The 19,487-nt window shown below is 46.9% G+C and carries 14 protein-coding genes and 1 riboswitch; all 14 genes read left to right on the top strand.

Annotated elements, in window-relative coordinates:
• Positions 1 to 57 precede the first annotated feature (57 nt).
• The 14 genes from mraY (at position 58) to JNUCC22_RS07755 (ending at position 19,461) form a co-directional block, all read left to right on the top strand.
• On the top strand, positions 58 to 1,032 hold the full coding sequence (gene mraY, locus JNUCC22_RS07690; RefSeq protein WP_007409707.1) for a phospho-N-acetylmuramoyl-pentapeptide-transferase: 975 nt from the start codon (positions 58 to 60) through the stop codon (positions 1,030 to 1,032).
• Complete coding sequence (murD, locus tag JNUCC22_RS07695) at positions 1,033 to 2,388, top strand: UDP-N-acetylmuramoyl-L-alanine--D-glutamate ligase (protein WP_082997978.1); 1,356 nt, start codon at positions 1,033 to 1,035, stop codon at positions 2,386 to 2,388.
• Positions 2,389 to 2,446: 58 nt separating this feature from the next.
• On the top strand, positions 2,447 to 3,547 hold the full coding sequence (gene spoVE, locus JNUCC22_RS07700) for a stage V sporulation protein E (protein ID WP_003154430.1): 1,101 nt from the start codon (positions 2,447 to 2,449) through the stop codon (positions 3,545 to 3,547).
• Positions 3,548 to 3,663: 116 nt separating this feature from the next.
• The gene (gene murG, locus JNUCC22_RS07705) at positions 3,664 to 4,755 is read left to right on the top strand and encodes an undecaprenyldiphospho-muramoylpentapeptide beta-N-acetylglucosaminyltransferase (RefSeq protein ID WP_014417719.1); all 1,092 of its coding nucleotides are present in this window, start codon (positions 3,664 to 3,666) and stop codon (positions 4,753 to 4,755) included.
• Between the two features lie 25 nt (positions 4,756 to 4,780).
• The gene (gene murB / locus JNUCC22_RS07710) at positions 4,781 to 5,692 is read left to right on the top strand and encodes a UDP-N-acetylmuramate dehydrogenase (protein WP_015388267.1); all 912 of its coding nucleotides are present in this window, start codon (positions 4,781 to 4,783) and stop codon (positions 5,690 to 5,692) included.
• Positions 5,693 to 5,820: 128 nt separating this feature from the next.
• Positions 5,821 to 6,609: a cell division protein FtsQ/DivIB gene (locus tag JNUCC22_RS07715; protein ID WP_007409710.1), complete on the top strand. Its 789-nt coding sequence runs from the start codon at positions 5,821 to 5,823 to the stop codon at positions 6,607 to 6,609.
• Between the two features lie 549 nt (positions 6,610 to 7,158).
• Complete coding sequence (gene ftsA, locus JNUCC22_RS07720) at positions 7,159 to 8,472, top strand: cell division protein FtsA (RefSeq protein WP_007611286.1); 1,314 nt, start codon at positions 7,159 to 7,161, stop codon at positions 8,470 to 8,472.
• 35 nt (positions 8,473 to 8,507) lie between these two features.
• Positions 8,508 to 9,656 carry a cell division protein FtsZ gene (gene ftsZ / locus JNUCC22_RS07725; RefSeq protein WP_003154424.1) on the top strand — a complete coding sequence of 383 codons (1,149 nt, stop codon included), beginning with the start codon at positions 8,508 to 8,510 and terminating at the stop codon, positions 9,654 to 9,656.
• 271 nt (positions 9,657 to 9,927) lie between these two features.
• Positions 9,928 to 14,223, top strand: coding sequence for a S8 family peptidase (locus JNUCC22_RS07730; protein WP_216062246.1), 4,296 nt, complete (start codon positions 9,928 to 9,930; stop codon positions 14,221 to 14,223).
• 216 nt (positions 14,224 to 14,439) lie between these two features.
• Entirely contained in the window at positions 14,440 to 15,369 is a 930-nt protein-coding gene (gene spoIIGA, locus JNUCC22_RS07735; protein WP_072589077.1) for a sigma-E processing peptidase SpoIIGA, read from the top strand.
• Positions 15,370 to 15,426: 57 nt separating this feature from the next.
• Positions 15,427 to 16,146: an RNA polymerase sporulation sigma factor SigE gene (gene sigE, locus JNUCC22_RS07740; protein ID WP_007409714.1), complete on the top strand. Its 720-nt coding sequence runs from the start codon at positions 15,427 to 15,429 to the stop codon at positions 16,144 to 16,146.
• Positions 16,147 to 16,286: 140 nt separating this feature from the next.
• The gene (gene sigG / locus JNUCC22_RS07745; RefSeq protein WP_003154420.1) at positions 16,287 to 17,069 is read left to right on the top strand and encodes an RNA polymerase sporulation sigma factor SigG; all 783 of its coding nucleotides are present in this window, start codon (positions 16,287 to 16,289) and stop codon (positions 17,067 to 17,069) included.
• Positions 17,070 to 17,197: 128 nt separating this feature from the next.
• Positions 17,198 to 17,995, top strand: a complete 798-nt coding sequence (locus JNUCC22_RS07750) for an ABC transporter ATP-binding protein (RefSeq protein ID WP_160223036.1) — start codon at positions 17,198 to 17,200, stop codon at positions 17,993 to 17,995.
• 4 nt (positions 17,996 to 17,999) lie between these two features.
• A riboswitch (TPP riboswitch) is annotated at positions 18,000 to 18,104 on the top strand.
• 76 nt (positions 18,105 to 18,180) lie between these two features.
• The gene (locus JNUCC22_RS07755) at positions 18,181 to 19,461 is read left to right on the top strand and encodes an acetylornithine deacetylase (RefSeq protein WP_025284699.1); all 1,281 of its coding nucleotides are present in this window, start codon (positions 18,181 to 18,183) and stop codon (positions 19,459 to 19,461) included.
• Positions 19,462 to 19,487: the final 26 nt, after the last annotated feature.

Consider the following 19,487-nt stretch of genomic DNA (forward strand, 5'->3'; position numbering starts at 1 on the left):
AATGTGAATATGATAAATACGTATGTCGTTTGAACGAAACGGGAGGAGAAAAGAGCAATGCTTGAGCAAGTGATTTTATTTACAATAATAATGGGATTTTTAATCAGTGTTCTGATATCTCCGATTCTTATCCCGTTTTTAAGACGTTTAAAATTCGGCCAAAGTATCAGGGAAGAGGGACCGAAATCACATATGAAAAAATCAGGGACGCCGACGATGGGCGGAGTCATGATTATCGTATCCATCGCCATTACGGCGATTGTCATGACGCAGAAATTTTCGCATCTGAGCGCGGAAATGTTTCTTCTGCTGTTTGTCACGATCGGATACGGCCTGCTCGGCTTTCTGGATGACTATATTAAAGTAGTAATGAAACGGAATCTCGGATTGACGTCGAAGCAGAAATTGATCGGCCAGATCATTATTGCCATTGTATTTTACGGAGTATATCATTATTGCCATTTTTCAACCGGCATCAGGGTGCCGGGCACACATCTGTCAATCGATCTCGGCTGGGGATACTTTATCCTTGTTCTCTTTATGCTTGTCGGAGGTTCAAATGCCGTCAATCTGACAGACGGTCTGGACGGTCTCTTGTCCGGTACCGCGGCTATCGCATTCGGCGCTTTCGCCATCCTTGCGTGGAACCAGTCACAATATGACGTTGCGATTTTCTCGGTTGCCGTTGTCGGCGCCGTTCTCGGTTTTCTTGTATTCAACGCCCATCCCGCCAAGGTATTTATGGGGGATACCGGTTCGCTTGCGCTCGGAGGAGCGATCGTGACCGTTGCCATTTTGACGAAGCTTGAAATTCTGCTCGTCATTATCGGCGGAGTATTTGTTATTGAGACCTTATCTGTTATCTTACAAGTCATCAGCTTTAAAACGACAGGAAAACGAATCTTTAAGATGAGTCCGCTTCACCACCATTACGAATTGGTCGGATGGTCTGAATGGAGAGTTGTCGTCACATTCTGGACTGCGGGACTGCTGCTTGCCGTTTTAGGAATTTACATCGAGGTGTGGTTATAAGTGGAAAACGAACTTTTTTTGCAAAAACAAAACTTTCTGGTCCTCGGACTGGCGAAAAGCGGATATGCGGCTGCGTCGATTCTTCATGAAAAAGGCATTAACGTCGTCGTGAATGATCAAAAAGCCTTTGAAGAGAACGAACCTGCCCAAAGGCTTTCAGAAAGAGGAATTGAAGTCATCTGCGGTGAGCATCCGACGTCACTTTTTGATCAGCATCACATTACCATTCTGATCAAAAATCCCGGAATCCCGTATGAAAATATCATGGTGGAGGAAGCGCAAAGAAGAGGCATCCCGGTCTGGACGGAAATCGAGCTTGCGTATTATATCACCAATGCAAAATTCATCGGCATTACAGGTTCAAACGGGAAAACAACAACGACGACCCTGATTTATGAAATGCTGAAAGCTGATTCGATAAAGACGCTGATCGCAGGGAATATCGGCACTGTCGCCAGTGAAGTGGCTTATCATGCTGACGGTGATGAATGGATCGTCACAGAGCTTTCTTCGTTCCAGCTTATGGGGACTCATGCGTTCAGACCTGAAATCGGCCTGATTTTAAATGTGTTCGACGCTCATTTGGATTACCATCACAGCCGTGAAAACTATGAAAAAGCCAAGCAGAACGTGTATCTTCATCAGCTTGAGAGTGATACGGCCATCGTGAATCAAAGCGATGAAACAGTCGTGCGGCTTGCCGAAAGCGGAAAAGCCGGCATCGTTCCGTTTTCAGTTCATCAGGAACTGTCAAGCGGCGCATTCATTAAAGACGGAATGCTGATGTTCGGCGATGAAGCGATTCTGCCTGTTGATGACATCGTACTGCCGGGCGCGCACAATCTAGAAAATATATTAGCCGCTGTAGCCGCAGCCAAAACGGCGGGCGCATCTAATAAAGCGATTCAGAAGGTGCTGACAAGCTTTACCGGTGTCAAACACCGTCTGCAGTATGTAACAGCGATCCAGAATCGTAAATTTTATAATGACAGCAAAGCGACGAATATTTTGGCCACAAGCAAAGCGCTCTCCGCGTTCAAAGCTCCGGTTATTCTGCTTGCAGGCGGACTGGACCGCGGCAACGGTTTTGACGACCTGAAACCGTATATGGACAATGTCAAAGCGGTCCTGACGTTCGGACAGACAGCGCCGAAGATAGAAAAACTGGGCAATGAGCTGGGAATACAACATGTCAAACGTGTCGATAATGTTGAACAAGCAGTATCTGCGGCGTTTGCGCTCTCAAATGAAGGAGACGTCATCCTCTTGTCACCCGCGTGTGCAAGCTGGGATCAGTTCAAAACATTTGAAGAACGCGGTGACATGTTTATAGATGCCGTGCATATGCTTAAGTAAGGGCTTGTCTCTGTTCATCGGCAGCCCTAAATGACTTATGCTTGGGGTGTCGATTGCTTTGACTACTAAAAAAACAGCGCCTGATTTGTTATTAGTTATCATTACGTTATTGCTTTTAACAATAGGATTAATTATGGTCTACAGTGCAAGTGCGGTATGGGCGGATTATAAATTTGACGACTCGTTTTTCTTCGCGAAACGGCAGCTGCTGTTTGCGGGAATCGGCGTCATTGCCATGTTTTTCATTATGAATGTGGATTATTGGACATGGCGCACATGGTCGAAGCTGCTTCTGATCATTTGTTTTTTTCTGCTTGTGCTTGTGCTGATTCCGGGAGTCGGAATGGTGCGGAACGGTTCAAGAAGCTGGATCGGAGTGGGAGCGTTCAGCATTCAGCCTTCGGAGTTTATGAAACTCGCGATGATTGCGTTTCTGGCTAAATTTCTTTCTGAAAAACAGAAGAATATTACGTCATTCAGACGCGGATTCGTTCCCGCGCTCGGAATCGTGTTTTCTGCATTTATTATTATTATGTGCCAGCCGGATCTGGGAACGGGGACGGTAATGGTGGGCACGTGCATCGTGATGATTTTTGTTTCCGGTGCGCGAATCGCTCATTTTGCGTTCCTCGGACTCATCGGTTTAAGCGGATTTGCGGCACTAGTTCTGTCCGCTCCTTATCGGATTAAACGGATTACCTCTTACTTAAACCCGTGGGAGGATCCGCTTGGAAGCGGATTTCAGATCATTCAGTCGCTCTATGCCGTAGGTCCGGGCGGACTTTTCGGAATGGGGCTGGGTCAAAGCCGGCAAAAGTTTTTTTACCTGCCGGAGCCGCAAACCGATTTCATTTTTGCTATTTTATCTGAGGAACTCGGCTTTATCGGCGGTTCGCTCATATTGCTGCTGTTCAGTATTTTATTATGGCGGGGCGTCAGGATTGCCCTCGGCGCGCCGGATTTATACGGAAGCTTTGTCGCCATCGGTATTATTTCTATGATAGCTATTCAAGTCATGATTAATATCGGCGTTGTGACGGGGCTGATCCCGGTAACAGGAATTACGCTGCCGTTTTTAAGCTACGGAGGCTCATCACTGACGCTGATGCTCGCAGCGGTCGGCGTGCTTTTAAATGTCAGCCGGTACTCGAGGTATTGATCTGTATCTTGCCTCATCACTCATGATTTATTCGTTATCTATAAAAAAACAGACAACATCAATAACCCTGTCCTAAAAAACAGGGTTATCGCTATGTGATTAAGGGGGACATACGAATGCGTATTGCAGTAAGCGGAGGCGGAACCGGAGGACATATTTATCCGGCCCTGGCCTTTATTAAAGAAGTTCAGCGCCGGCATCCGGATGTGGAATTTTTGTATATCGGAACAGAGAACGGTCTTGAGAAAAAAATTGTTGAACGGGAAAATATCCCGTTCCGCGCCATTGAAATTACAGGTTTCAAACGAAAACTTTCTTTTGAAAATGTAAAAACCGTCATGCGTTTCTTAAAAGGCGTGACGAAAAGCAAATCATATTTAAAAGAGTTTAAACCGGATGCCGTTATCGGTACAGGCGGCTATGTATGCGGTCCGGTTGTATACGCGGCGGCAAAAATGGGGATTCCGACGATCATTCATGAGCAAAACAGCCTGCCCGGCATCACAAATAAGTTTCTCTCGAAATATGTTAATAAGGTGGCAATTTGCTTTGAAGAGGCAAAATCGCATTTTCCTGCTGAAAAAGTTGTGTTTACGGGAAACCCGAGAGCCTCTGAAGTCGTCTCAATTAAGACAGGCCGCTCGTTAACTGAGTTCGGGCTGAAAGACAATCAAAAAACGGTGCTCATTTTCGGCGGAAGCAGAGGCGCGGCTCCCATTAACCGTGCCGTTATAGATATGCAGGAAGAATTGAAAACGAGGCCTTACCAAGTGCTTTATATTACCGGGGAAGTGCATTACGAGAAGGTAACGGCTGAGCTGAAAGGCGGAAAAGCCGCTGATAATATGGTGACAAAACCGTTTTTGCACCAAATGCCGGAGTACTTACAATCAATTGATGTCATTGTGGCCAGAGCCGGAGCGACGACGATTGCGGAAATCACCGCTCTCGGCATTCCGAGCGTGCTTATTCCGAGCCCGTATGTGACAGCCAATCACCAGGAAGTCAATGCGAAGGCGCTCAGCCAGCATGACGCTGCAATCGTACTGAAGGAAACCGAGCTCAGCGGAGAAAAACTGATCGCTGCGCTGGACAAAATCGTCATGAATGAAGAAACCTTAAAAGACATGAGTGAGCGGACAAAATCACTCGGTGTTCCGGATGCGGCAGCCAGACTGTACAGTATCATGGAAGACATAAAAAAATAGAGCAAATGGAATGCGGAGGTTTATGATGGAGAACGTAATTCAGGAATTAAGAGACCGCGAAGTCGGCAAAGTGCTGGAACAAGAACCGCTCGCGAACCATACAACGATGAAAATCGGCGGTCCGGCGGACATTTTGATCATCCCCAACCGTGTGGAAGCGGTCAAAGATATTATGGATATTGTGAAAAAACATGATCTGCCATGGACGGTTATCGGCCGCGGTTCAAATCTGCTCGTGCTTGATGAAGGCATAAGAGGAGTTGTCATCAAACTGGGCGCGGGTCTGGATCATTTGGAGATTGACGGTGATCAGGTGACGGTCGGAGGCGGCTATTCGGTCGTCCGGCTTGCGACTTCCATGAGTAAAAAAGGAATGTCCGGTCTCGAATTTGCAGCGGGCATTCCCGGATCAATCGGCGGAGCCGTCTATATGAATGCCGGGGCGCACGGATCTGATATGAGTGAGATTCTTGTGAAAGCCCGTATCTTATTTGAAGACGGCACAATCGAATGGCTGACGAACGAAGAGATGGATTTCAGCTACAGAACGTCTGTTTTACAGAAAAAACGCCCCGGTGTCTGTCTCGAGGCAGTTCTTCAGCTTGAGCAAAAGGAACGGGAAGCCATTACGGCGCAAATGCAGCAGAACAAAGATTACAGAAAAAATACGCAGCCGTATTCAAGCCCATGCGCCGGAAGCATATTCAGAAATCCGCTGCCGAATCATGCCGGAAACCTCGTTGAAAAAGCGGGATTAAAAGGACATCAGATCGGCGGAGCGAAAGTGTCCGAAATGCACGGGAATTTTATCGTCAATGCCGGCGGAGCGACTGCCAAGGACGTTCTCGACCTGATTGAATATGTGAAAAAGACAATCCGTGAGCAGTATGATGTTGACATGCATACAGAAGTTGAAATCATCGGAGGGAATCGTTAAAAGGTTCTCTGATTACATGAGCTCATGTGATATACTTTTAACAAATGTCAAACGGCATCACAGCATGCCGTTTGTTTTTCAATCAGACGAATGTCAAGCTGTTTCATTCTTAGTGAGGTGGACAGGCAGTGAACCCAAATCATGAAAGAGAAAAAATCGTAAATATTGAAGAGCGGATTCCGAAAATCAAAGAGCAGCGGAAACAAAAAGCAAACCGCCGGCTGATTTCATTCATTGTGCTCTTTTTTATGATGGTGCTGATCATCGTGTACTTGCAGATGCCGATCAGCAAAGTGTCTTCTGTCACCGTTTCCGGAAACGAAAACGTGTCTGTAAAAGAGATCAACGCGCTTTCTGATATACATAACGGACAAACCGAGTTCTGGAGTCTGAACAAGAAACAAACAGAAGAAAAGATTGAGCAGAATAAGCTGGTGAAAAAGGCGGAACTTTCAAAAGTATTTCCTAACAAAGTCAGCATTCACATTGAAGAATACAAGACGATCGCGTATCTGCAGCGACATGATGTGTATTATGAAGTGCTCGAAAACGGCACTGTGCTGCCGAACGAAGTCACGCCGGATGACGCGGGCCCGATTTTGGTTGACTGGACAAACGCGAAAAAGCGGGTCAAAATGGCGGAGCAGCTTGATAAGCTTTCCGGTTCGCTTAAGCAGTCGATTTCTGAAATCTATTATACACCGGTAAAAATGGATCAGGACCGGATCAAGCTGTATATGAACGACGGGTATGTAGTTACCGCTTCTATTAAAACGTTTGCCGGCCGGATGAAGACCTATCCTTCTATCGTTTCCCAGCTGGATGGCGGGAAAAAGGGGATTATCCACTTAGAAGTCGCTACGTATTTTGAAGAATTTAACAAAGGTAAATCCGGCAAGAAAAAAGAAAATGATTAATAGTTCTAAAGAACTAATTTAAAGGCGGTTCAAAAGAATCTATTACAATCAGCGGGGCAGCCGATATAACCGATAGCGGAATCATTATGACTATGTTTGTTTTTGCCCGGGATATGGCTGCCGGACAAGCGGAAAATTCTCAATGCAATGGGCGTGTCTTCTGCAGTGAGCATTACATTTGGAATTTTCCTCCTGTTTCTTCTTTTTTCGGATGTTTCTGGCAATATCTATAGCTTTTCTGGAGGTTCATCTTAGTGTAGACTAAGGGAAAGCGGATATATTTGCATCTGGATTGCACAGTATGACACCGTGACAAGAAATCTTACGGTAAGGTGGGCCGTCTCTAAAAAAAATAAAAAAAATGCGATATAAAAGAGGATATACATAGAATATAACGAATAGTTTCATTAAACATAAATTGTGAGAAATCAGATAAGAATTTGTTGATGCTGTTGTTTTTGTTACACACTTGTAAAGCCACATTCATTGTATTGTTGTTCCGCAAATAATAGAATAGAATTTGATCGAAATGTGAGGAGGTGCCATAGAATGAACAACAATGAACTTTACGTCAGTCTTGACATCGGTACGTCCAATACAAAAGTGATCGTCGGAGAAATGACAGATGATTCCCTTAACATTATCGGAGTGGGAAATGTACCGTCTGAAGGGTTGAAAAAAGGCTCAATCGTTGATATAGATGAAACCGTTCATTCTATAAGAAAAGCGTTTGACCAAGCTGAAAGAATGGTAGGTTTTCCGCTGAAAAAAGCCATTGTCGGCGTTAATGGAAATTATATTCATATTCAAGATACGAACGGCGTTGTCGCTGTTTCCAGTGAAAACAAAGAAATTCACGTTGAAGACGTCCGCAGGGTAATGGAAGCGGCACAGGTCGTGTCAGTTCCGCATGAGCAGCTGATCGTTGACGTCGTTCCTAAACAGTTTATCGTTGACGGAAGAGACGAAATTACCGATCCGAAAAAAATGCTCGGCGTGCGCCTGGAAGTAGAAGGCACGCTGATTACCGGCTCCAAAACGATCTTACATAATTTACTTCGCTGTGTGGAGAGAGCGGGCGTTGAAATTACTGATATCTGCCTGCAGCCGCTTGCGGCCGGTTCGGCGGCTTTGTCAAAAGACGAAAAAAACCTCGGAGTCGCCATGATTGATATCGGCGGCGGCTCGACGACGGTGGCGGTATTTGAACAGGGGCACCTGAAGGAGACAGCCGTCATTCCGCTCGGAGGCGAAAACATCACGAAAGATGTATCGATCGGATTGCGCACTTCCACCGAAGAGGCTGAAAGAGTAAAAAAACAATTCGGACATGCATTCTACGATGAGGCTTCAGAAGATGAAGTATTTGAAGTCACCGTCATAGGAACGAATCAAAAGCAATCTTTTACACAGCAGGAAATTGCCAATATTATTGAAGCAAGAGTGGAAGAGATTCTTGAGATTGCCGCATCCGAAATTGAGCATATGGGAATTACAGATCTGCCCGGCGGCTTTGTGCTGACCGGCGGACAGGCCGCAATGCCCGGAGTGCTTTCATTGGCACAGGAAGTGCTGAGGCACAATGTAAGGGTCGCAAGCCCGAATTATATCGGTGTAAGAGACCCTCAGTATATGACGGGTGTCGGCTTGATACAATTTGCCTGCCGAAATGCCAGAATTCAGGGAAGAAAAATAGGCTTTCATATGCCGGAAGAAGCCGTGCAGGAAATCGCGGTCTCTCACGAAGAAGAACATCATCAGCGGCCAGAGGCGCAGCAGCGTCCAAAAGCAAAACAAAAAACACAAGCCGAACACAACAAACCGAGCAAAATGAAAAAACTATTAAGCATGTTTTGGGAATAGATTGATAGTCATTCGGCAGATTAGGAGGATTTAGCATGTTGGATTTCGAAACAAACATAGACGGCTTAGCATCAATTAAAGTAATCGGAGTAGGAGGCGGCGGTAATAACGCGGTCAACCGAATGATTGAAAATGAAGTGCAGGGTGTAGAGTACATTGCGGTAAACACGGACGCGCAAGCTCTTAACCTGTCAAAAGCGGAAGTGAAAATGCAGATCGGGGAAAAGCTGACCCGCGGTCTCGGAGCGGGAGCGAATCCGGAAGTCGGCAAAAAAGCCGCTGAAGAAAGTAAGGAACAAATCGAAGAAGCGCTGAAAGGCGCTGACATGGTGTTCGTTACAGCCGGAATGGGAGGCGGTACCGGAACGGGAGCCGCACCGGTTATCGCGCAAATCGCAAAGGACTTAGGCGCTTTGACTGTCGGTGTCGTAACAAGACCGTTTACATTTGAAGGAAGAAAACGCCAGCTGCAGGCTGCAGGCGGTATCACGGCAATGAAAGAAGCCGTTGACACACTGATCGTTATTCCGAATGACCGCATTCTTGAAATTGTCGATAAAAACACACCGATGCTTGAAGCATTCCGTGAAGCTGATAACGTGCTTCGCCAAGGGGTGCAAGGTATCTCTGACCTCATAGCGACGCCTGGTTTAATCAACTTGGACTTTGCCGATGTCAAAACCATCATGTCCAACAAAGGTTCAGCATTGATGGGTATCGGGATCGCTACGGGCGAAAGCCGTGCTGCTGAAGCCGCCAAAAAGGCGATCTCCAGTCCGTTACTGGAAGCGGCAATCGACGGAGCGCAAGGTGTTTTGATGAACATTACGGGAGGTACAAACCTGAGCCTCTACGAAGTGCAGGAAGCAGCCGACATCGTCGCTTCTGCATCTGACCCTGATGTCAACATGATTTTCGGTTCAGTTATCAATGAAAATCTGAAAGATGAAATCGTCGTCACCGTTATTGCGACCGGTTTTATCGAACAGGAAAAAGATGACTCAAAACCGCAGCGTCCGACTTTAAACCAAGGATTGAAGTCTCAAAGCCAAAACGCTGCGAAACGCGAGCCGAAACGAGAAGAAACACAGCATCAAAACACGGTGAACCGCCATACATCACAGCCGGCGGATGATGCCCTCGACATTCCTACATTTTTAAGAAACCGCAACAAACGCGGCTGATGTAAAAAAGGACAAGACCACATGGTTTTGTCCTTTTTCTTTTGTGCACAGTCTTCCTTCCTATCCCCATGATCTATACAGTGAAAAAAGAAACTTTATACCTATGACGAATTGATTGTTTTTTAATTTCATACGGCTTTCTACAGAATGTGACAATATCTGGATGGAAGATTGTCTACATTTAACGTACAGCATCGAAATAACAAACGATTCCAATTATGAAGGAGGGATACACATTTTATAGGGCGTTACCAAATAAGGGGGGATACGATTGAAGAAAAAAACAAGAAACAGATGGACAGGCTCCGTTTTAAGCGCGATTGTCGTCAGTTCCCTGTTGTTTCCGGGTGCAGCCGGAGCGAACAGCACACCGGGGGCAGTTTCTTTCACCAAAGATCTTTCTTCCTCTAAGAGCATTCAGCATAAGATTTCCGATTCAGTCAAGAAGCGTTTTGAAAAAAATGATAAAGTCCCGTTTCTTATCAAATTTAAAGAGAAAGCCAATACGAAAAAAGCGGTCAAAGAAGCAGAAAAAAACGCCAAGTCTCAATCGCTTTCCGCAGCAAAAACCGAATATCAAAAGCGGTCAGCCGTCGTTTCTTCTTTAAAACTGGCGGCTCATGATGCGCAGCAGAATCTGAAAACATATTTGGAAAAACAAAAAAAGAAAGGCAAGGCTGATCACATCCATTCCTATTATATTGTTAACGGAATGGCAGTCACTGCTTCGAAAGAGGTAATGGAAAAAGCCGCCTCATTTCCTGAAGTAGAAAAAGTTCTTCCGAATGAAAAACGTCAGCTTACTCAACGACAATCAAAAGCTCCTTTTCAAATGAAGAAAAAACAAAAAGAGATCAAAGCAAAGGAAGGCATCGAATGGAATATCAGCCAAATTGATGCGCCGCAGGCCTGGGCTTCAGGATACGACGGAACCGGCACGGTTGTCGCCTCCATTGATACGGGAGTTCAGTGGGATCATCCGGCGCTTAAAGAAAAATACCGGGGTTACGATCCTGAAAATCCCGCAGCGCCGAATCATGAAATGAACTGGTATGATGCCGTGTCCCATAAAGACGCTCCCTACGATGATCTTGAACACGGCACTCATGTAACAGGGACCATGACGGGTTCAGAACCTGACGGCTCAAATCAAATCGGTGTGGCTCCGGGGGCGAAATGGATCGCAGTAAAAGCATTTTCAGGTGACGGAGGAACTGATGCCGATATTTTGGATGCCGGTGAATGGGTGCTCGCGCCTAAAGATAAAAACGGCACGCCGCATCCCGAGATGGCGCCGGATGTTGTTAATAATTCCTGGGCAGGCGGTTCGGGAATGGACGAGTGGTACCGAGATATGGTGAATGCGTGGAGAGCAGCAGGGATTTTCCCGGAATTCTCTGCGGGAAATGAAGACTTATTTACACCGGGAGGACCGGGTTCAATCGCAAACCCGGCCAATTATCCTGAAGCATTTGCGACAGGTGCGACCGACATCGACAAGAAACTCGCTGATTTCTCACTTCAAGGCCCCTCACCGTATCATGAAACAAAACCGGACATTTCGGCTCCGGGAGTGAATATCCGTTCTTCGATTCCTGGAGGAACATACGAAGGCGGCTGGGACGGAACTTCAATGGCCGGGCCGCATGTGGCGGCGACGGCGGCTTTGTTAAGGCAGGCGAACGCCTCTATTACGGTCGATGAAATGGAAGACGTTTTGACGCGCACCGCCGAAAAGCTGACAGATTCCGTTTTTCCGGAATCACCGAATAACGGTTACGGCCACGGTCTCGTTAACGCTTTTGATGCCGTTTCTGCCGTAACGGACGGAATCGGAAGCGTAGAAGGCAAGGTCTCTTCTGCGGGCGAAGATCACAATCCGCCGAGCTTTCACCATGAACCGGTCTCAGCGGCTTACAAAGGGGCAAACCTTCCGTTAACGGTTACAGCAGAAGACGATGTAAGCGTAACTGAAGTCATCCTTTCCTATCAGTTTGATGAAGGAAAGTGGAAAACGACAGCCGCCGTTCAAAAAAGCGGTGATGAAAAAAAGGGAACATACCAGGCGGAGATTCCGGATGTAACGGGAAGCAAGGTAAGTTATAAATGGACCATAAAAGATTTCGGAGGTCATTCTGTAGAATCTGATACGTACCGGGCTGACGTGAAACCGAGCATTACGGCGGGATACAAAGAGGATTTTGAATCACAGCCGGCGGGCTGGTCCAGTTACGGGACACATGACCAATGGGAATGGGGTATCCCGGGTTCAGGGCCCGGCGCCGCATTTTCCGGAGATAAAGTGTATGCGACGAATCTGTCCGGCCCTTATGCCGATTCAGCCAACATGAATTTGGTGATGCCTCCGATTCAAGTTCCGGAAACAGGACGGCTGTTTTTGCAATTTAAAAGCTGGCACAAGCTCGAAGAATTTTTTGATTACGGGTATGTGTTCGTTCTTCCGGAAGGAAAATCAAATTGGGAGCAGGCGGCCGTTTACAATGGTGACTCCGCAGGATGGAACGATGAAGAGGCAGATTTATCTGCGTATAAAGGCCAAAACATAAAGCTCATGTTTAATATGCAGTCAGACGAAGTACTGAATGAAGACGGATGGTATATCGATGATGTCCGGCTTTCAAGCAGCCCTCTCGGCAAGGCGGCTAAAAAAAGTAAACACAATAGACAAACACCTCCCGGCCACCTGAAGAAAAAAGCCGTCAGTCCGAAACAGGCCAAACCGGCAGTGAAATCACCCGGAAAAAGAGTAAAACGTGAAACAAACCTCCTCCCTCTCAGAGCGCAAATCAGTGTCGCCGAGACGGGGAAATCCGTATATTCCGACCCTGCAAGCGGAAGCTACAGCCTGTCGCATAAGGCGGGAAGCTATACGCTGAAAGCCGAGGCTTACGGATTTAAGTCCGCTTCGAAACAAGTTTCTATTCAATCAGACAAAACCGCACAGGCAGACTTTACACTGGAGCAAATGCCGTCCGGCACGCTAAAAGGAACCATCACCAATCAGTCAACAGGCGAACCGGTAAAAGGGGCTGCGCTTTATGTGGCTGAGGATGCCGCAATTGAACCGGCGGTGACAAACGATAAAGGGGAATATTCGCTTAAGGCGTACGAAGGCTCCTACACAATCAAAGTAGCGGCAAAAGGCTTTTACAATAGCGAATTTTCCGTTGACATCAAAGGAGATGCTGAAAAAAACGTCAAGCTTAAGCCGTATATCGGTTATGAAGGGGAAATTGCCTATGATAACGGAACGGAAGAAGCCGCGCTGTCATATTTTAAAGCCGGCAGCAAATCTGCCGTTAAGATGACGCTCAAAGACGGAAAAGAACACGGTATGCTGACGGGAGGCCTTTTTAAATTTTGGGGCGCCGACTGGCCTGATCCGGGCGGTACCGAATTTCAAGCAGAAGTATATGATGCATCCGGCCCTGATGGAGCTCCGGGCAGCAAAATTGCCGGCCCGTTCCAAGCTGAAGCGCTTCGAAACGGCGAATGGACCAAAGTGGATCTCAGCTCAAAAGGAATCGCGGTCGGAAAGGATTTTTATCTTGTGTTCCGCCAGACGAAACCCGATCCTTATACACCTGCCCTGTCATCTGATGACGGCAGTCCGTACTCGAACAGAAACTGGCAATACCTCGACGGCCGCTGGTCTAAAACCGATAAATCAGACGGAAACTTTATGATCAGGGCTTTGGTCGACTACGAAGCTTCTGTGCCTGACATAACGTCGCCTGAAGACCGGTCATTTACAAACAAGAAGTCAATCACGGTGAAGGGAACGGCTTCACCAAAAACCGCTGTCCGTCTTACCAATAACGGTAAAACCGCCGCAGAAACGAAAGCAGATGCAGACGGCAATTTCCAGGCCGGCGTCACACTCACTGAAGATGCCAATCGGCTGACGGCGGCATCTGTGACAGACAGCGGGTCAACCGATGAGTCACGCCCTGTCACGGTCATACTGGATGAGGATAAGCCGGATGTGACGATTGACAGTCCGGCAAAAGGTGATAAAACAAATAAAGAAGCAGTGACCGTAAAAGGAAAAGTGCACGACGCCCATTTAGAATGGGTAAAGGTGAACGGAAAAAAAGCTGAAGTAAATAACGGTTCTTATCAAGCGAGAACCCTTCTGGAAAACGGCAGCAATGAGATCAAGGTCACGGCCTCAGATGAAGCGGGTAACAAAACAACGAAAAAGACGGTAATCGATGTCAATTACAATGCTCCCGTCATTTCCGGATTGGTTCCCGGAGCGGATAAGGAATTAAAAGCCGGAGAATCAGTGAAAATCGCTTTTTCAAGCGGAAAGAAATTAGACGCTTCCTTCGTTATCCGTCTGCCTCTGACAAACGCCCGGGCAGGGAGCCAAAACGCAACAGAGCTTCCGCTGAGAGAAATTTCTCCGGGACGATATGAGGGTTACTGGACGGCGACCTCTTCCATCAAAGCAAGCGGAGCAAAAATTGACGTTATCGCAAGAGATGACTACGGAAATGAAACGAGACAGACGGCTAAAGGAAAACTTTATATCAATGAGTAAAAACAGAGCGCTGCCAGATCACGGCAGCGCTTTTTTAGTTGAAACGGACAATAGGAAAGCAACCCTTTCGGCCCTCGACAAATAAAACGGTTATCCCTTAAAAATTGTACTTTACCCTCAACATTAATTGACAGACTTTCCCACAGAGCTTGCTTTATACTTATGAAACAAGAGAGAGAAACAGATAAGTAAGACAAAAGAGGAAAGGGGTCAGATGTGAAAATCTATCTGGATGTCATTTGGCTGTTGAACTTTTGTTTTGATTCTCTTTTGCTTTTATTGACCGCCTTTATTTTAAAACGCCAGGTAAAAAAAAGAAGAGTGGCCGCCGGCGGTTTCATCGGGTCAGCCATTGTGCTTCTGATGTTTACGCCTGTTTCTCCCTTTGTGGAGCATCCGGCGGGAAAAATGGCGTTTTCAGTAGTCATCGTGCTTACGGCTTTTGGCTTTAAACGGTTCCGATACTTTTTTCAAAATTTGTTCGCCTTTTATTTCGCGACTTTTCTCGTCGGCGGGGGAATGATCGGCGTACATTCCCTGCTGCAGACAGAATCAATTGTGCAGCAAGGGGTAATGGTCACAATCCAGACCGGATTCGGCGACCCGATCAGCTGGATGTTTGTAGTTATCGGATTTCCGGCCATATGGTTTTTCTCGAAAAAGAGAATTGAAGACATCGAGACGAAGTCCATTCAGTACGATGAACTTGTCATGGTGCAGGCGGAATTCAGCGGACAGACAATCCGCGCGAAAGGATTGGTGGATTCCGGGAATCAGCTGTATGATCCGCTGACGAAAACGCCGGTCATGATCCTTCACATTGACAAATTCGCTCTGATTCTCAGCGAAAAGGAAACGGACCTCATCAAATCCGCCAGTCCGCTTGAAGTGATAGAGCAGCTTGATGATTCGTTCCGCCATGCGGATAAGCTGAGGCTGATTCCATACAGGGGCGTCGGCCAGGACAATCAATTTTTACTCTGTTTAAAGCCGGATTACGTCACGATTTTAACAAAAGACGAAATGATCGCTTGTGAAAAATGCCTGATCGGCATCAGCACAAAACCATTATCCGCGGACGGTGAATTTGACGGAATCGTTCATCCGAAGATGCTGACAGGGAAGGCTGTAAAACATGTTTCCTGACGAAAAGTCTGTTATTCATCATACTCAAAACGCGTTGTATTTAGAAGGGGGAGGAAGATGAAAAAACTTAAGCTGCGTCTGACATATTTGTGGTATAAATGGCTGATGAAACTCGGACTGAAAAGCGATGAAGTGTATTACATAGGAGGAAGCGAGGCGCTGCCGCCGCCTTTGTCTAAAGAAGAGGAGCAGGTGCTCTTATTAAAGCTGCCGAGCGGGGATCAGGCGGCGCGGGCCATCCTGATTGAGAGAAACTTACGTCTTGTCGTTTACATTGCCCGCAAGTTCGAAAATACCGGCATCAACATCGAGGACTTAATCAGCATCGGCACCATCGGTTTGATCAAAGCGGTAAACACTTTTAATCCGGAAAAGAAAATCAAACTCGCCACCTACGCGTCGCGATGTATCGAAAACGAAATTTTAATGTACTTGCGCCGAAACAATAAAATCCGTTCAGAGGTGTCCTTTGATGAACCGCTGAATATTGATTGGGACGGAAACGAGCTGCTGCTTTCGGATGTGCTCGGCACAGATGATGATATTATTACAAAAGACATTGAAGCCAATGTGGATAAAAAACTTTTGAAAAAAGCGCTTGAGCAATTAAACGAAAGAGAAAAGCAGATTATGGAACTGCGTTTCGGGCTTGTCGGAGAAGAAGAAAAAACCCAAAAAGATGTAGCCGACATGATGGGGATTTCACAATCTTATATCTCCCGGCTCGAAAAGCGGATTATCAAAAGACTGAGAAAAGAGTTTAACAAAATGGTGTAAAATTTTTTCCATCTGACAGCCCTTACTGCTGCAAGGATTGCCGCAGCCGGATGTTTATTTCTGTAAAATGGCGGTGCATATTTTTCCCACCCGAGGAGATACTTAACGTTGTACAGCAGCTCCTAGTGGGAGGGAAAAACGTGTCAAGAAATAAAGTCGAAATTTGCGGGGTGGATACCTCCAAATTACCGGTGCTCAAGAATGAAGAGATGAGAAAGCTGTTTAGGCAATTACAGGATGAGGGCGATGATTCAGCGAGGGAAAAGCTTGTAAACGGCAATCTGCGCCTTGTCTTAAGCGTCATTCAGAGGTTTAACAACAGAGGAGAGTATGTTGATGACTTATTTCAGGTCGGCTGCATCGGACTAATGAAATCCATTGATAATTTTGACCTAAGCCATAATGTTAAGTTTTCAACATACGCTGTACCGATGATCATCGGAGAAATCCGCAGATATTTGCGGGATAATAATCCGATCCGCGTCTCGAGGTCGCTTCGCGATATCGCATATAAAGCGCTTCAAGTAAGAGAGCGGTTAATCAGTGAGACAAGCAGGGAGCCGACAGCAGAGGAAATCGCCAAAGTTCTTGAAGTGCCCCATGAAGAAATTGTGTTTGCCCTTGACGCCATCCAGGATCCGGTTTCACTGTTTGAGCCGATTTATAATGACGGCGGCGATCCGATTTACGTGATGGACCAGATCAGCGATGAGCGCAATAAGGATACACAATGGATTGAGGAGCTGGCTCTGAAAGAAGGCATGAGAAGACTGAACGAACGGGAAAAAATGATTTTGCGAAAGCGCTTTTTCCAAGGGAAAACCCAAATGGAAGTCGCTGAAGAAATCGGCATATCCCAAGCTCAGGTCTCAAGGCTTGAAAAGGCAGCCATTAAACAAATGAATAAGAATATCCATCAATAACGGAAAAAGCCTTTAAACCTTGTTTAAAGGCTTTTTTCATGCGATGGTTTACGCTTGCAAAAAAGTAATGTATTCTAATGTGTAAAAGTTTTTAGAAAATTTAAACAAAGCAAACGGGGGAAACTGCAATGATTTTACAGCTGGACAGTGTGTCATTAAAAAGAAACGGGAAATGGATTTTGAAAGATATTAACTGGCGCGTCGAGAAAAACGAAAATTGGGTGCTGTACGGATTAAACGGAGCCGGAAAAACGGCTTTGCTGAATATGTTATGCTCTTATTACTTCCCCACTTCAGGAGAGATGCAGGTGCTCGGCCATCAATTCGGCAAAACAGAGCTCGGTGACAGGCTCAGAAGGAAAATCGGTCTTGTTTCGGCAGGTCTTCAGCACAAATTATATGCCGCGGACTCCGCTTTTGAAATCGCCCTCAGCGGCGCGTACGCCTCAATCGGGCTGTACGCAACTCCGAGTGAGCAGGTAAGGGAAAAAGCGATCGGACTTCTGAAGGATTTGGGCGCCATCGGTTACGCCGACAGACGGTATGAAACATTATCACAAGGGGAAAGACAAAGAGCGCTGATTGCGCGGGCGCTTATGGCTGATCCGGAACTGCTGATTTTGGACGAACCCGTGACGGGTCTTGATTTTATGGCAAGGGAGCAGCTGCTGGACACGATTACGTCGATCGCCGAAAAAGAAAATGCGCCGTCCATCCTTTATGTCACCCATCACGCTGAAGAAATTCTGCCGGTGTTTGATCAGGCGCTGCTTTTAAAACAGGGCGAGGTGTTCGCCTCCGGGAAAATCAGGGACATGCTTTCTGACGAGCGGCTTACAGCGTTTTTCGATATGCCTGTCAATGTCTTATGGAACAATGGCCGCCCGTTTTTAACACGTGCAAAAGAGGCATCATCCGTAAAATAACATAAATTCACCCTGGGGGTGCTGCCATGCGGCTGAGAGAGACGTTGTCTCAACCCTTAAAGGACCTGATCCGGATCATGCCGGCGGAGGGAAGCGGTGAAAAAAGCGGAGGAAGACCCGTTTTTTACCCGTTTCATTTCATGAATGAAACGGTTTTTTTGATACAGCCAAAGGGGAGATTTCCAATGCATCAGATTGATATGCTGTTACACCAGGCGGAGAAACGGCGGCACGACTTCATACATATTGCTGAAAGATTGATAGCCTTTCCCACTCCGGCCCCGCCAGCAAGAAATACGGCAGAAGCCCAAAAGTGGGTGGCCGGATTTTTAAAAGAAACGGGCTGCTCGGTCGATATGTGGGATGTGTATCCGGAAGATCCGAATGTAGTCGGTGTTTTAAAAGGGACAGATTCAAGCAGGCATCAAAGCCTGATTTTAAACGGACACATTGATGTGGCAGAAGCCGGGGGCGAAGACTGGCACTCTGACCCGTTTCAGCCGCACGTAAAAGACGGCATGCTGATCGGAAGGGGCGCCGCTGATATGAAAGGGGGTTTGGCGTGTGTTCTTTTCTCTCTGAAGCTGATCCATGATGCCGGCATTAAGCTTCCGGGCGACCTCATTGTACAGTCTGTAATCGGAGAAGAAGTCGGTGAGGCGGGGACGCTGGAATGCTGCAAACGCGGCTATCACGCGGATTTTGCCGTTGTCGCGGATACGAGCAGCCTGCATATTCAAGGGCAGGGCGGAGTCATCACCGGCTGGATAGAATTGAAAAGCAAACAAACATTTCATGACGGCATGAGGCGCAATATGATTCATGCGGGCGGAGGCACATTCGGAGCGAGCGCCATCGAAAAAATGGCGAAAATCATCACTGCCTTGGGAGAGCTGGAGCGCCACTGGGCGGTAACGAAAAGCTACCCCGGCTTTGCGCCCGGCACCAATACGATCAACCCTGCCGTCATTGAAGGCGGAAGACACGCAGCGTTTGTCGCCGATGAATGCCGGTTATGGATCACCGTCCACTTTTATCCGAACGAAACGCACGAACAAGCAGCCGCAGAAATCGAAGACTATATTAATCGTGTCGCTGACAGTGATCTGTGGCTCAAAGAAAACAGGCCGGTGTTCAAATGGGGCGGATCTTCGATGATTGAAGACAGAGGAGAGGTGTTCCCGGCGCTGGAAATCGACCCGGATCATCCGGCAGTTTCTGTCTTGGCTGCATCACACTCAGCCGTCAGAAAACAGGAGCCCGTCATTGATGTTTCCCAAACCGTAACTGACGGAGGGTGGCTTTATCATGCCGGGATTCCGAGCGTCATATACGGTCCCGGCGATTTAAAAAACGCCCACTCCGTAAACGAGGAAGTGTCCGTTGATGAGCTTATGGACTATACGAAAATTATGCTGAGATTTATCCTCGGCTGGTGCAGCCGCAAAAAAGATTGCCCGATGTGACAAGGTTCAGCCCGGCCGTTCATATA

This window comes from Bacillus sp. JNUCC-22, from assembly GCF_018861275.1.
In the GTDB taxonomy this organism is placed as follows: domain Bacteria; phylum Bacillota; class Bacilli; order Bacillales; family Bacillaceae; genus Bacillus; species Bacillus velezensis.